Source organism: Edwardsiella hoshinae NBRC 105699 = ATCC 33379, from assembly GCF_000474215.1.
GTDB classification, from domain to species: domain Bacteria; phylum Pseudomonadota; class Gammaproteobacteria; order Enterobacterales; family Enterobacteriaceae; genus Edwardsiella; species Edwardsiella hoshinae.
The window spans coordinates 67,413-82,273 of sequence record NZ_BAUC01000022.1; the positions used below are offsets into that span (position 1 = coordinate 67,413).

Here is a 14,861-nt window from a genome sequence, read left to right on the forward strand (position 1 = left end):
GGCTGACCGGCGTCATCAACGACGCAGCGCGATGGCTTCGATTTCGATCTTCACATCTTTCGGCAGACGGGCCACTTCGACGCAGGAGCGCGCCGGGAACGGGGCGTTATGTGCGTTGAAGAAGGCTTCATAGGCGGCATTCACCGTCGCAAAGTCATTCAGATCTTTGACGAATACCGTCGTCTTCACGATGTCGGCCACACGCAAGCCGGCCGCTTCAACGATCGCCTTCACGTTCTCCAGCGACTGGCGCGCTTGGGCAGCGACATCGTCCGCGACCAGGCCGGTTTTCGGGTCGACCGGGATCTGACCGGAGGTGATGACCATGTTGCCCAGATCAACGCCCTGAACATAGGGTCCAATGGCGGCCGGTGCGTGCTCAGTGCTGATAATACCAGACATATCTGCTCCTTAGGATGATGGATGGGCCATTACCGCGGGACTACGGTAACCGCCCCCATTATAGGGAGTCCGCCCCCCTCCTCTCAATGACGCAGGCGTCATTTTTCCCCACCATCGGCCTCATGCCGTGCAATACGCTCGCCCAGGAGCGGTAACCCTAGGGCGACGGTGACGATTACTGCTCCATCACCGCGTGATGTTCAAACTCTTTCTCGCAATACTTACACTTAAGCAGCACCTCACCGTCACGGGCGCGGACACTAAAGCTGGAGTGAACCGGCTCGCTGCGACTGATGCAGTTGCTGTTCGGGCAGCTCAACACCGCTTCGATACGCTCTGGCAGGCTCGGTACCATCTTGCGCACCACCTCATAGTTTTCGATGCAGTTGACCGTGGCGCGCGGCGCGTAGATCGCCAGCTGGTTGACCTGGGCCTCGGTGAGGAACACGTTCTCGATCTTGATCAGATCCTTGCTACCCTGGGCGTTAGAGGGCAAGTTGAGGCCGATGGTGACACGCTGGTCGGTCTCAGTCAGTTTAAACAGGGTCAGCAGCTTAAAGCCGATGCGGGCCGGGATATGGTCAATGACGGTGCCGCAGTTAATCGCTTCAACCTGTAGTTTATTATCGTGAGTCATCTCATCTCTCCCTTAGAAATTCAGTTCGGCATTCAGGATCAGGGCCAGCAGCGCTTGGCGGGCAAAGATGCCATTACCCGCTTGCTGGAAGTAGTAGGCATAGGGGGTGGCGTCGACATCGGTGGTGATCTCATCGATACGCGGCAGCGGATGCAACACCTTCAGATTATCGCGCGCCGCCTCCAGCATTGCGGCGCGCAGGATGAACTGCGACTTGACGTTAGCGTACTCCGACGGATCTAGGCGCTCTTTCTGCACCCGGGTCATGTACAGAATATCCAACTGCGGCATCACCTCTTCGATGGTTTCATGCAGACTGTAGGCGATACCCTTCTCCTCCAGCATCGCCAGAATATAGTCCGGCATCGCCAACGCCTGCGGGGCGATAAAGAAGAAGCGGTTACCCTCGAACTTGGCCAGCGCCTGGGTCAGTGAGTGCACGGTACGGCCATACTTCAGGTCGCCGACCATGGCGATGTTGATGTCGTTCAACCGTCCCTGCGTCTCCTGAATGGTAAACAGATCCAGCAGCGTCTGCGTCGGATGCTGGTTAGCACCGTCACCGGCGTTGACCACCGGGATGCGCCCGCAGAATTCGGTCGCCAGGCGCGCGGCGCCCTCTTGCGGGTGACGCATCACGATGGCGTCGACATAGTTGCCGATCACCGAGATAGTATCCGCCAGCGTCTCCCCCTTCTTCCCCAATGAGGTGTTGCTGCTATCGGCGAACCCCACCACCGAGGCACCGAGGCGATGCATCGCGGTCTCGAAAGAGAGGCGGGTACGGGTCGAGGCTTCGAAGAACAGGCTGGCGATCACCTTGTGACGCAGCAGTTCCGGCTGCGGCTCGGCCTTCAGACGCGCGGCGGTCGCCAACACCAGCTCCAGTTCACTGCGGCTGAGATCGTTGATGGAGATAATATCTTTTAGATACAAGGGATTGGCCATTCTGTGCTCTCCTATTCTGGCGCCGGCGTCACGCGGCGCTGGCAGACTGTTCACTCGGGTTAATTTTTCGCCTTGCCGTGTTACGGGCAAAAAAAAACCCCTCAAATGAGGGGTCTTCCACGATCGAGAATGCGACGGGAGAAAAACGGCTGGTGGCTGCCCGGGTAGGGCAGGTGCTGCGGTCGCATCACGACCGACAAACCACAATGACCGATGCTATTTTTCATGCTGTCTCCCGGCAAATTGTCCGGCATTATACTCAGCGACCGCCGTACCGCAAGCACAAAATGCAGAGAAATTGGACACGGCGCAAACGGTTTCCCGCTTAAACAAGCGCCATCTTGGTTAATTCAGCAACACCGTACGATAGCGCTGCAACACACGCTGTAGCTGGCGCAGTGGCTGGATCTGGCTGGCCTCATGCCCGGCAGCATCCCACGCCTCAGCATAGGCCGCTAAGTGTCGTACCACCTGGCGCAGGGCCAGCGCGCAGCCGATCACCTGACCGAGGGCGTTGTCGAGAAAGCGCTGTAGCGGAAAATGCATCGGGTTGCTCAACACCAGGATGTTGAGCGTCGACGCCAGGGTTCCCAGCGAACCGAGACAGCGCTTCTGCACCGCCATCCCACAGAGAAAGGTCAGCCCCCCGAGGCTCAGGCATAGCAGCATCAGGCTCGGCTCGCTGGCGGGCAAGATCAGCAGGTAATACAGGGCGCCGATCGGCAACGCCAGCAACGCCCCCAACAAGAAGTCGATCGCCGCCATACGCGGGTTCGGTGTACGCACGGCCAACGACGTGACGACCGCGATCATGATCATACAGCCACTGCCGGCCTGCCAGCCGCTCCACAGCCAAAACAGCGTCCCCAGCGTGGTGGCCAGCCAGGTACGCCCCCGTTGATCAACGCATGACGCCCCTCGGCGGTGCGCAGTGGACGTCCTGACGCGCTATCGCGCAGCAGCGCCGCCTCCTGTTGACCGATGGGCACCGCGCTCACTCCCCCCTTACTCAGCCACTGTAACTGGCTGGCGGCGGCGATCCAGGCGATCAACGCCGGGGACAAACGGGTACCGCCATACGCCGCCAAGAGACGACGCAGCCGCTTTAAACGCTGATACGCCTCGGCCGGGGTGGTCAATGGAGCACTGATCAGCGCCTGAAAGCAAGTGGGCAGCGGCGGCCGTTCGCCCTGTAGGCAGATCTCACACGCCCGCGTGATCAGACTCAGTGTCAGGGTAGGCAGATACGTCAAGCGGCGGCAGGTTGCCTGCCAGCGCAGCGACTCCAAGGCCAGGCTCGCGCGCATCCCCTCCAGCGCCTGCCCCTCACGCAGCAGGGTATGCCAATGGCGATCGAGCGCCGCGCGATCGTCGTTCGCCACACAACGCGGGAGGAATTGCCAGTGGTTCAGTAATAGCCCGCTAACGAGCCGATCTATCTCGCCCTTGACCGAGCGTGGGGACAGCAGGGTATCCGCCACTACCGCGCAGACGATACCCAACACGATCTCGCCGCAACGCTCTAATGCCAATGGCAGAATAAACGGCGGCTCGGCGAGGCTGGAGATCACGATGATCAGCGTCGTATAGCCGGAGAGTCCCCAGGCGTAGGCGTTCTCGATGCGCACCAGCGACGACAGCCAGGTACACAGCCCGGCCCATAGGCAGCACAACAAACGGCGCACGGATGAAGATCATCATCAACAGCAACGCACACAAACAGCCTATCAGGGTGCCTGATGATGCGCAGCCAACCACGATAGCGGATGGCGCCGGCGAAGGGCTCCCCACCCGCGGCGAAGGCGGGGCCGGCAATGCCGGCCCCTCGTGGGATCAATGCACAGCGGCCAACCTTTAAGCTGTGCCGCCGACGGTCATCGCGTCCAGCTTCAGAGTCGGTTGGCCGACGCCGACCGGTACGCTCTGCCCCTCTTTGCCACACACCCCGACCCCTTTATCCAGCGCCAGATCGTTGCCGACCATCGAGATCTGTTGCATCGCCTCGATTCCAGAACCGATCAGGGTCGCCCCCTTCACCGGATGGGTGATGCGCCCCTTCTCGATCAGGTAGGCCTCTGAGGTGGAGAAGACAAACTTGCCGGAGGTGATGTCGACCTGACCACCGGCAAAGTTGGGGGCGTACAAGCCATACTCGACGCTCTCGATGATCGCCTGTGGGGTGCTCTCGCCGGCCAGCAGATAGGTATTGGTCATGCGTGGCATCGGCAGATGGGCATAAGACTCACGACGGCCATTGCCAGTCGGTGCCATCCCCATCAGGCGGGCATTGAGCTTATCCTGCATGTAACCGCGCAGAATGCCATTTTCGATCAGCACGTTATACTGCCCCGGAACCCCCTCGTCATCCACAGCCAGGGAGCCGCGCCGCCCCTCGAGGGTGCCGTCATCCACCACGGTGCACAACGGCGAGGCCACCTGCTGCCCCAACTGACCGCTGAAGACTGAGGTACCGCGTCGATTAAAGTCGCCCTCCAGCCCGTGACCGACCGCTTCATGCAGCAAGACGCCCGGCCAGCCGGCTCCCAAGACCACCGGCATAGTGCCGGCCGGTGCCGCCACGGCGTGCAGGTTAACCAGCGCCATGCGCACCGCCTCGCGGGCGTAAGCCTCGGCGCGGATCTCCCCCTCGCTGGTGGCGAGGAAGTAGTCATAGCCACAGCGCGCTCCGCCGCCACAACTCCCCCGCTCACGGCGGCCATCCTGCTCCACCAGTACGCTGACGGAGAGACGCACCAGCGGGCGCACGTCGGCTGCCAGGGTGCCATCGCTGGCGGCGACCAGCACCAACTCATACACCCCGGTCAGGCTGGCGTTGACCTCTTGCACGCGGGCATCCTCCGCCCGTGCCACCCGATCCACCCGAGACAACAGGGCGATCTTCTCTTCGCGTGGCAGACTGTGCAGCGGATCATGTCTGGCATAACGCGCCACCGCCTCCAGGCCCCCCAAGGTCCGTGCCCGGCCATCGCCCTGCTCGCGCACGATGCTGCGTGCGGCATGGGCGCTCTGGGTCAACGCCTGCAACGTGATCTGATCGGCATAGGCGAAGCCGGTTTTTTCGCCGTGGATGGCCCGTACCCCGACCCCTTGGTCGATATGGTAGGAGCCCTCCTTGATGATGCGATCCTCCAATACCCAGGATTCATGTACGCTGGATTGAAAATAGAGATCGGCATAGTCCAGGCGTCGTTCGCTCAATTGCCCTAATACGTTATAAAGATCCTGATGATTCAGGTTATTGGCAGCCAGTAACTGCTCACTGACAAACGTCAGACTCATGGTGTTTTTACCCTTGGTGAAGGTGGATCAGCTCAGGCTGGAATCGATTATGTTGCGCCAGCGGCATCTGACCACGCAGCGCCGCCAGCGAGTCGGTATTCACTTTAATCTTCAACGGGCGCACCGCATCGGCATTTTGCTGGAGCACGCTGCCCCAACCATCCACCGCCATGCTGTGGCCCCAGGTGCGCCGCGTGGCGCCATGGCTACCGACCTGGGCCGGCGCCAGAATATAGCACTGGTTCTCGATCGCCCGGGCGCGCAGCAGCACCTCCCAGTGCGCCTCACCGGTGACGCGGGTGAAAGCGGCCGGAACCGAGATCAGTTCGGCGCCCTGCGCGCGCAGCGCCTGAAACAGGCCGGGGAAACGCAGATCGTAGCAGATGGTCATTCCCAGTCGGCCGACCGGTGTATCGACCACCGCCAACCGCTCGCCATAACGGTAGATGTCGGATTCACGGTAATGGCGGTGGCTATCACGCACATCGACGTCGAACAGATGCAGCTTATCATAGCGGGCACGCAGCGCTCCGCTGTCGTCGAACAGTAGACTACTGGCGGTGATGCCGCCGGCAGCCTCATCCGCCAGCAACGGCATAGAGCCGACCAACAGCCAGACCCCGTAGCGGCGCGCCAGATCGCGCACCGCCTCCTGAAGTGGCCCGTCGCCCTCGCGCTCGGCGTGCTGGCGATAACCGGCTGCATCGCTAAACAGCAATGCATTCTCCGGAGTCAACACCAGCTTGATCGCGCCGTTCAACTGCTTGAGCTGTTGCTCGATCTGGGCCAAGTTGGCACGACTGTTTTCACCGCTACACAGTTGCAATAAGGCGACGTTGGCATTCCTCATGGAGCCTTCTCCTTCTTCGGCTGACGTAACACTTCATGGATCGTCGGGCTGTCGAGCCCGCCGCTTATGTTGTAGCGTATCAGCGATATCTTATTCCACAATGGCGCCAGCACTTTTGAGGCGGCGAAGACCGCCGCCCCGACCACCGGGTTGACGGCGAAGGCCGTCGCCACCCCGACGGTGGCCGACAGCTCCGGCGCGATCACCGCCTGCATATCGATGCGGCGCTGAACCAGATCCACCGAGCCACTCATCGCCACATCGGCCGACAGGCCATCAACCAGCAGATCATCGGTCGACATCACGCCGTTGTTCAGGGTGGCGCTGCCCTTAATCCCATCGAAGTAGAAGCCGGCGCCGAAGGTATCGCGAAAATCCAGTCGCAGCTTACGTAGCAAGGCATCGAAACTCACCAGGCGCAGCAACTGCCCGGCATGTCCCGTATCCATGCTCTCGATCACCCCTTTGCCCAGGCTGGCATGGAGCGTACCGTTCACGCTGGCGATGCGCGGTTGCCACGGCGTCCCCTGCCAGTTGAGATCGAATTGTCCGTTAAACGGCGCCTGTTGCAGCGGTAGCGTCAAACCAAAGAAATCGGCGCTATCCGTCAGATTGGCGCCCTTGACGCTGCCTGTCAGCCAGCTCTGATCGTGCCCCGCGCGCTGTTGCCAGCGCCCATGTAGGGTTAACCGTGTATTGCCGCTGTCGAGCAAGCCATCCGTAAGCTGTAGGGTGTCGCCTACGACGCGCAGATCGGCCGTGACTCGTCCCAGATTCTGGCCCATAAACCAACAGGCGTGGCAACGTAGCTGCATCGCCGGCCAGTCGGCGAACAAGGCCGGACGATTCACGCCGGGCAATGTCGCCTCTGCGCCGGACGTCGCCAGCCCTCGGGTCGCGGGTTGAGGATTGTAATAGAGAAAGTCGAACGCCGCCGCCAATCGTTTGTTCGCCAGCGTCGCCGTCGCGCGCACCTCCTGAGCATCGACCTGGAGATGCGTCGTCTCGCCCTGACGAGCGAGGCGCAGTTGCAGCTGGTGCCACACCTGCCCGGCCAGATGTAACTGTGGGGTGGTCAGGGTTAGACGGGCCGGTAAACGTAACACGCTATGGCTATCCAGTTGGCTGGCAAGCGGTGCCGCCAGCAGGGCCAACCATTCGGCGCCGTCCAACGCCGGCAGTTGCAAACGCGCTTCGTCGGCCTCCAGGGTGGGCGCCAGGCCTGGCTGGCGCACCCAACTCAGGCTCTCCAACGCCGGCCCCAGCGCCCCAAGCCGAATTCGGGCGGCGAAACGATCGTCGCGCCCCAGACTGCCGTCGAGCAGAAAGTCATCCAGGCCGCCCTCAACATTCACCTTCAGCGTCTGAGGCGTAGCCACCCGCTTACTCAGCGGGGCAGGCAGCGTGCTCCCTACCCCGCCCAGATTGGCGTCGATCGCCACCTGATAACGGCTGGTGCCGCGATCCGGCAAGGTGATAGCCACCTTCCCTTGCCAGGGGGCGCTCCCCTGTAGGTGCTCCGCCACCCCCGCCGGCAGCCAAGGCAGACGGGCAGGCAGCCAATCACCGTTCAGATCCACCGTCACTTGGTACTGCTTGGGCTGCGGCGTGGTCGAGAACTGCACGTTGAGCGGTTGCCCCAGCCACTGAGCGCTCAACGTGTCACTCTGTAGGCGATCGTCGTCGAAACGGAAGCGACCGCTGACCGCCTGCATCGCACTGCCCAGCGGCTTGATAAACAGACGGTTGTTACGCAGCCGCACCTCGCCGCTGGCATGCGTGACGCCCCCATCGAGCGGGATCGCCAGACGCAGGCTGCCGTTGACCGCACCACCGACCTGCAACTCGCCCAGCGTGGCGCCGACCGAGTCCTTCAGCGGCGATTGCATAAAGTAGTCATGTACCGCCTTGCCGCTGCCAGCGACCTCGGCGTTGATCAGCAGCCGCTCCTCGGCATAACGCGGAATATCGGCGTGGATGTTGCTGCCGCGCGCCGCGCCAAGGTGGGCCGACGGCGCGAACATCCATAGCCCATCGTTAAGGAAATCGAGATCGATGGTCAGGTCGGTCAACGGTGCCCAGTCCGGCTGGAAGCGGAAGGTCGCCTGGCGCAGCGGCACATACACCTGGAACTGCCCCTCATGCTGCGCATAGGGAAACTGGTGTGGATCGCCATCGTACAGCAGGGTGGCGTTGTCGACCTGTCCCCCCTCCAGTGCCGCGCTCAGGTAATCGGTCAGCGCCGTCCCCATCAACGGCTCGGGGAAGTAGCGCCACGCCTGGCGGGCATCCGTCAGACGAATACCCGCCAGAATGCTGAGCAGGGGACGCCCGGTCGCGGGTTGATGGTAACGGAAGCCGCCGTGCGTCCACAGGGCGCGCGCCTGTAGGTCGAGATCCTGACCGCTCAGCGTCCACCCGGCGCTATCGCGCTGGAAGTTGACCACCCCCGTCGCCTGCGCCACCGCCAGCGGCGCGCGGAACAAGGCGGCATAGGGCAGGGTACTGTCGTTCAACCTAAAGCGCAGGCGGGCGTCTTGCCCACTACCGCGCAGCGAACCACTGAAATGGTCGATGCCGGGCAGCCATTGCCAAGGCTGCCAACTGAGATCATGCCAATCAGCCAGTACTCGGCTGCGATCCGGCTGACGCAGCGGAATGTCTAGCCCTAGACGGGTAATCGTTCCCTGTGGCTGCAACGCCTGTAACGGTTGTACCAGGGCTGGCGAGAGTAAGTTCAGGGTCGACAGCAACGGTGTAATGCGGGCCAGTTGCAGATCGGTGGCACGCAAACGCAATTCATCTCCGCGGCCCGGCGCCCCCGGTGGCAGGTAAAGCAGGCTCAGGCGTCCCGCCGGCCAGGGGTGGCCGTCTGTCGCCAGATTGAGTCGCGGAACATCCAGGCGCCATCCCTCCGGAGTACGCGCGGCGCGCAAGGTCAGATCATCGACGGTCAAACGGTGGCGCTGACCGGCGGCTTGCCAGCCCACCTGTCCCTCTTGCAGCCGGATCTGCGCCGCCTGCGTCTCGCCCTGATGGATGGTCAGCCAAGCCTCCAGGCTGAAGTCGGCACCATTCACCCCGGTATTACGGTTAACCCAGCGGCTCAGCCAGGGGGACAAATCGATCTGTTGCGCCTGCAAGTAGAGTTCGCCATCGCTGAGCAAGCCGTTCTTATCACGCAGATCCATACGCACCTGTAGGGTGCCATGCTGGCCCTGTGGCGTGGTAAAGCTGACTTCGCCCTCGGCGCGATGGCGCTCGGGGCCATTCAGCCAGGTCAACTGGGGAATGGTCAGTTGCAGCTGAGTCCCCGACGGTGAAGGGAAACTCAGGCGGCTATCGCGCAGAGTGAAGTGGTCGAACTGGCGCAGGAAGATGTCGCTCAGCTCATCGCCTTGCAATCCACCATGACCTTGCTCACGCGCCAGTGGGCGGTCGGTGACCGCCTGAAGTTGATAGAAGGTGAGATCGCGGAACTGAAGCCGGGCATGCAGCAGCGATTGCCACACATCCAACGCCAGCGTTACGCGCCGCACCTTGAGTTGCCCGGCGCGGCCGTGCATCGCCAGATCGCGCACCTCCAGGGTCGGGCCAAAGGATTGCCAGCTGGCCTGTAAGGCGCCAATGGTCGACGATGCGCCGGTCAACTGACTGAGTTGCTCGGCGATCTGTGGGCGCAGCCGATCGAGGTGTGGCAGCAGTAAGCGCAGCCCACTCACCAGCAGGGCGACCAAGACGATCAAGGTCGCCAGCGTTACCAGCAGGTAACCGGGCAGTCGCCTCACAGCGTTCTCCTATCCTTCCAACTCATCCTATGGGGCAAGGCCCCTAAGCCGGTGCCGCGTTACATCATCACCACATCGAACTGCTCTTGGCTATAGAGTGGCTCGATCTGTACCTTAACTTGCTTCCCGACGAACAGTTCCACTTCGGCCAGGGCGTGGGACTCTTCACTCTTTAGCGCCTCGCCTACCGCCGGGGAGGCGTAGACCAGGAAACGATCGCTGTCGTAGGCGTGATGCACGCGGACGATCTCGCGTAACACCTCATAGCACACCGTCTCCACCGTCTTCACCGTACCGCGGCCATGACACGTCGGGCACTCACCACACAGCACATGCTCGATGCTCTCGCGCGTGCGTTTACGCGTCATCTCTACCAAGCCTAGCTGCGAAAAACCGTTGATGCTGGTTTTTGCCCGATCTTTGCTCAGGGCCTGCTCCAGGGAGTGCAGCACTCGCCGACGGTGATCTTCGCTATTCATATCGATAAAGTCGATGATGATGATCCCACCCAGGTTGCGCAGACGCAGTTGGCGGGCGATGGCTTGTGTCGCCTCGACGTTGGTATTGAAAATCGTCTCATCCAAGTTGCGATGGCCGACGAAGGCGCCGGTATTGATGTCGATAGTGGTCATCGCCTCGGTCTGATCGATGATCAGATAGCCGCCCGATTTCAGCTCCACCCGCCGCTCCAACGCCCGCTGGATCTCGTTCTCCACGTCATACATGTCGAAGATCGGCTGCTTGCCCGTGTACAGGTCGAGACAGGGCGTGATCTCCGGCATGTATTCCTGGGTGAAGTCTTGCAGCAGATCATAGGTCAGGCGCGAGTCGACTCGAATGCGATCCAGCGAAGCCCCGGCGAAGTCGCGCAACACCCGCTGAGCCAGCGCCAACTCACCATACAACATGCACTTGGTCTGATTACGCCGCTTACGCTCCATCACCTTGATCCACAGGCGCTTGAGGAAGGCGGCGTCCTGTGCCAACTCCTCGTCGTCGGCACCCTCCGCCGCGGTACGGATGATAAAGCCGCCCAGCTCGTCACAGTGCGGGGCGACGATGGCCTTCAGCCGCTCGCGCTCCGCTTCGCTCTCGATGCGCTGCGACACGCCGACATGACTGGCGCCCGGCATAAACACCAGGTAGCGCGACGGCAGGGTGATATCGGTGGTCAGGCGCGCGCCCTTGGTGCCGAGCGGATCTTTCACCACCTGCACCATCAGATCCTGCCCCTGACGCACCAGCTCGGCGATGTCGCGCACATGGAAGTTCTTCTGTTCATCGCCGGCGACACATTCGGTATGCGGCATGATATCGGATGCATGTAGAAAAGCTGCCTTCTCCAGACCAATATCTACAAAGGCCGCCTGCATGCCGGGCAGTACCCGGCTCACACGCCCTTTGTATATATTGCCGACAATGCCGCGCTTCGCCTCGCGTTCGATGTGGATCTCTTGCAGGATGCCGCCATCGATGTAGGCCACCCGCGTCTCCGATGGCGTAACGTTCACCAACAATTCAGTCGTCATGCTCTTTCTACTCCTCCCTTAACGCCATAAAGCGTGCCAGCAGTTCACGAGTCTCGACCAACGGTAGCCCCATTACGGCATGATAACTGCCGTTGATCGCCTGCACGAAGCAGCCGCCCTTACCCTGGATGCCGTAGGCGCCAGCCTTATCCAACGGCTCGCCGCTGGCCACGTAGGCGGCGATGTCTGCGTCGCTCAGCGGGCAGAAAGTCACCTCGGTCACCACGTAGTGGTCGAGGCAATGACGCCGGTCGGCCAGCGCCAGCGCGGTGATCACCTGGTGACGACGTCCGGACAGGCGACGCAGCATCGCTGCCGCATGGGCCGGATCCCGCGGCTTTTCCAGTACCTCACCGTCGAGCACTACGATGGTATCGGCCCCCAGCACCGGCCGATCTTGCGGGGCGGTGCCGACCCCGGCTTGCGCCTTGTCGCGCGCCAGGCGGCGGACATAGGCCAGCGGCGCTTCGCCCGGCTGGCGCTGCTCCTCCACCGCACAACTCAGGCGCTCGAAGGGGATCGCCATCAGGGTCAACAACTCGCGCCGCCGGGGCGATCCCGAGGCCAGATAAATCTCACACATACGCTTTCGAGAGTCCTGTGTCTAGCGCCGCCACTTCATTGCACGGCGAATTGGCGACGCACCTTACGCATCAATAAAAATAGCCACGGCCACAGTAACCCATTGACCACGCTACTCCACCACACCTCGGGACGGAAGCTGGCATTGGCGACGACAAACTCGCCCCAGAAAATCACTGCCTCCATCGCCGCGGTTAAGACCATCACCATCAAGGCCTGCTGCCACAGCGCCATGTTGCGCAGTAACTGGAACTTGAAGGCCACCAGATAGGCCAGCAGGCTGAAGGCCAATGCCCGGATCCCCAGGGTCGAGCCCAGGATCAGATCCCACACCAGCCCCAACAAGAAACCGGTGCCGACGTTGACCCGATGCGGCAGCGCCATCGTCCAATAGATCAGGAACAGCGCCAGCCAGTTCGGACGGAACATGGCGATATTGTCTGGCCAGGGCATGATCTGCAACACATAGGCCAGCAAGAAGAACAGCCAGATAATCCAACGACCATGACTACGATAACCGCCCATCAACGCCCCTCCTGACTACGACGCGGCGTCACCTTGGGCGCGACGGAGGGCGTCGATGCCGCCGGTTGCACCGCGGCCTCGACCGTCTTCGGCGTGCTCGGCGTCGCCGGCGTGCTACTGCCCGGTGCCGGCGGCCCCATGACGGCAGGCGCCGGCAAGACCTGCGGCATCATCTGCATCAGCCGTTCGTTGGCGACCCGCTGCACCGCATCCGGCGGTAGGGGCACGCTGCCCTCGCGATCGCCGCTCCACAGCAACAACAGATAGCGCAGGCGCTGTAGCCCGGCGGTCGAGCGCGCCTTGATCACCGTGTAGGCACGTTGATTATCCACTTTCACCGACGAAACCACCGCCACCGGATAGCCTTCCGGGAAACGGCCCCCCAAGCCGGAGGTCACCAGCACGTCGCCGACGCGGATATCGGTGTTGGCCGGCAGGTGCTCCAGTTGCAGATCGTCGCTACAGCCGTTGCCCGCAGCCAACACACGGATATCATTACGCAAAACCTGGATCGGCAACGCATGGGCGGCGTTACAGATCAGCAAGACGCGGCTGGTTGCCTTACCAACGGCCACCACTTGGCCGACCACGCCCTTGTCGCTGATCACCGGCTGACCAAAGTAGACACCGCTGTTGCTGCCCTTGTCGATCACCACCTGATCGCTGTAGGGATCAGGCAGGGTCGAGATCACCTGAGTGACCATCTTGTGTTCGTCTTGGCGCAACGGCGAGCCCAGCAGCTCGCGCAGACGCGCATTCTCTTGCTTCAACTGCCCCTGTAACAACAAGTCGCTATTTTTTAATAAGAGTTCTTGGCGTAGCGCCCGGTTCTCCAGCGCCAACTGTTCGCGAGTGGCGAAGGTGTTAGAGAGCGTATCCAGGAGCTGACGGGGAGCGTTGGACAGATAATAGAACGGACTCACGGAGGTATCGAGATAGGTACGGATCTGCTGAAACATGCCGAGTCGGCTGTCAGCCACCACTAATCCTACCGCCGCCACCACCGCCAGAAAAAGTCGTAGTTGCAGAGAGGGTCCTCTGCTGAATATCGGCTTCATAAATTTGCGTTATCCTCGACGTCGGCGCCGCGCCGTGCATGTAGCGATCGCGCGATACGCGAACACCGGGCGGAGAGCCTCTCCGCCCGGTGCCCGGCATTCGTCTCATCCACGGCGATGCAATGCCTTCGCCGCAGAGGAATTACTCTTCGCTGAACAGATCACCGCCATGCATGTCGATCATTTCCAACGCCTTGCCACCACCGCGCGCCACACAGGTCAACGGATCTTCGGCCACCACCACCGGAATGCCGGTCTCTTCCATCAGCAGACGATCCAGGTTACGCAGCAGCGCGCCGCCGCCAGTCAGGACCATACCGCGCTCGGAGATATCGGAGGCCAGTTCCGGCGGGCACTGCTCCAGCGCCACCATCACCGCGCTGACAATGCCGGTCAACGGCTCTTGCAACGCTTCCAGGATCTCGTTGGAGTTCAGCGTGAAGCCACGTGGCACCCCTTCAGCCAGGTTACGGCCGCGGACCTCGATCTCACGTACCTCGTCGCCGGGATAGGCAGAGCCGATCTCATGTTTGATACGCTCGGCCGTCGCTTCACCGATCAGTGAGCCGTAGTTACGCCGCACGTAGTTAATGATCGCCTCGTCGAAGCGATCCCCACCGATGCGCACAGAGGAGGAGTACACCACGCCGTTCAGGGAAATCACCGCCACTTCAGTGGTACCGCCACCGATATCCACCACCATCGAGCCGGTCGCCTCGGAAACCGGCAAGCCAGCGCCGATCGCCGCCGCCATCGGCTCTTCGATCAGGAACACCTCGCGTGCACCGGCGCCCTGGGCAGACTCACGAATGGCGCGGCGCTCAACCTGGGTAGCCCCCACCGGTACACACACCAGCACACGCGGACTTGGCCGCATAAAGCTGTTGCTATGTACCTGTTTGATGAAGTATTGCAGCATCTTCTCGGTCACGAAGAAGTCGGCGATCACCCCATCCTTCATCGGACGAATGGCGGCGATATTGCCCGGCGTACGACCGAGCATCTGCTTGGCCTCATGTCCCACGGCGGCAACGCTTTTCGGAGAACCCGCGCGGTCCTGGCGAATGGCGACCACCGAAGGTTCATTCAAAACAATGCCTTGTCCTTTTACATAAATCAGGGTATTGGCAGTACCCAGGTCGATGGACAAGTCATTGGAAAACATGCCACGAAATTTTTTAAACATAACTGAAGGATAATCCTGAAAGCTGGAGGCGAAAAATAAAATCCGCTTACTTTACC

Annotated in this window: 11 protein-coding genes and 1 pseudogene; all 12 read right to left on the bottom strand. The window is 61.6% G+C overall.

Features of this window, described 5'->3' with window-relative positions; all coding sequences use genetic code 11:
- Positions 1-15: 15 nt before the first annotated feature.
- The 12 genes and pseudogenes from ridA to mreB all read right to left on the bottom strand — a co-directional run bounded on the left by ridA (position 16) and on the right by mreB (position 14,805).
- Positions 16-402: a 2-iminobutanoate/2-iminopropanoate deaminase gene (ridA, locus tag EHO01S_RS10685; RefSeq protein WP_024523936.1), complete on the bottom strand. Its 387-nt coding sequence runs from the start codon at positions 400-402 to the stop codon at positions 16-18.
- A gap of 175 nt (positions 403-577) precedes the next feature.
- Complete coding sequence (pyrI, locus tag EHO01S_RS10690; RefSeq protein WP_024523937.1) at positions 578-1,039, bottom strand: aspartate carbamoyltransferase regulatory subunit; 462 nt, start codon at positions 1,037-1,039, stop codon at positions 578-580.
- Between the two features lie 12 nt (positions 1,040-1,051).
- A complete protein-coding gene (pyrB, locus tag EHO01S_RS10695; protein WP_024523938.1) occupies positions 1,052-1,987 on the bottom strand; it encodes an aspartate carbamoyltransferase in 936 nt (311 codons plus the stop codon).
- Positions 1,988-2,332: 345 nt separating this feature from the next.
- A pseudogene (locus tag EHO01S_RS19425) lies at positions 2,333-3,803 on the bottom strand (FUSC family protein); the annotation flags it as partial.
- 38 nt (positions 3,804-3,841) lie between these two features.
- On the bottom strand, positions 3,842-5,287 hold the full coding sequence (gene tldD / locus EHO01S_RS10705) for a metalloprotease TldD (RefSeq protein ID WP_024523939.1): 1,446 nt from the start codon (positions 5,285-5,287) through the stop codon (positions 3,842-3,844).
- Positions 5,288-5,294: 7 nt separating this feature from the next.
- On the bottom strand, positions 5,295-6,137 hold the full coding sequence (nit1, locus tag EHO01S_RS10710; RefSeq protein ID WP_024523940.1) for a deaminated glutathione amidase: 843 nt from the start codon (positions 6,135-6,137) through the stop codon (positions 5,295-5,297).
- On the bottom strand, positions 6,134-9,925 hold the full coding sequence (gene yhdP / locus EHO01S_RS10715; protein WP_024523941.1) for an AsmA2 domain-containing protein YhdP: 3,792 nt from the start codon (positions 9,923-9,925) through the stop codon (positions 6,134-6,136). Before yhdP ends, nit1 begins: the two co-directional genes overlap by 4 nt.
- Before the next feature lie 59 nt (positions 9,926-9,984).
- The gene (rng, locus tag EHO01S_RS10720; RefSeq protein WP_024523942.1) at positions 9,985-11,454 is read right to left on the bottom strand and encodes a ribonuclease G; all 1,470 of its coding nucleotides are present in this window, start codon (positions 11,452-11,454) and stop codon (positions 9,985-9,987) included.
- Between the two features lie 7 nt (positions 11,455-11,461).
- Positions 11,462-12,037 carry a Maf family protein gene (locus tag EHO01S_RS17595; RefSeq protein WP_035370494.1) on the bottom strand — a complete coding sequence of 192 codons (576 nt, stop codon included), beginning with the start codon at positions 12,035-12,037 and terminating at the stop codon, positions 11,462-11,464.
- 35 nt (positions 12,038-12,072) lie between these two features.
- Entirely contained in the window at positions 12,073-12,561 is a 489-nt protein-coding gene (gene mreD / locus EHO01S_RS10730) for a rod shape-determining protein MreD (protein WP_024523943.1), read from the bottom strand.
- The gene (mreC, locus tag EHO01S_RS10735; RefSeq protein ID WP_024523944.1) at positions 12,561-13,619 is read right to left on the bottom strand and encodes a rod shape-determining protein MreC; all 1,059 of its coding nucleotides are present in this window, start codon (positions 13,617-13,619) and stop codon (positions 12,561-12,563) included. The genes mreD and mreC overlap by 1 nt, the downstream gene beginning before the upstream one ends.
- Positions 13,620-13,761: 142 nt before the next feature.
- Positions 13,762-14,805 carry a rod shape-determining protein MreB gene (mreB, locus tag EHO01S_RS10740; RefSeq protein WP_005289819.1) on the bottom strand — a complete coding sequence of 348 codons (1,044 nt, stop codon included), beginning with the start codon at positions 14,803-14,805 and terminating at the stop codon, positions 13,762-13,764.
- Positions 14,806-14,861 lie beyond the last annotated feature (56 nt).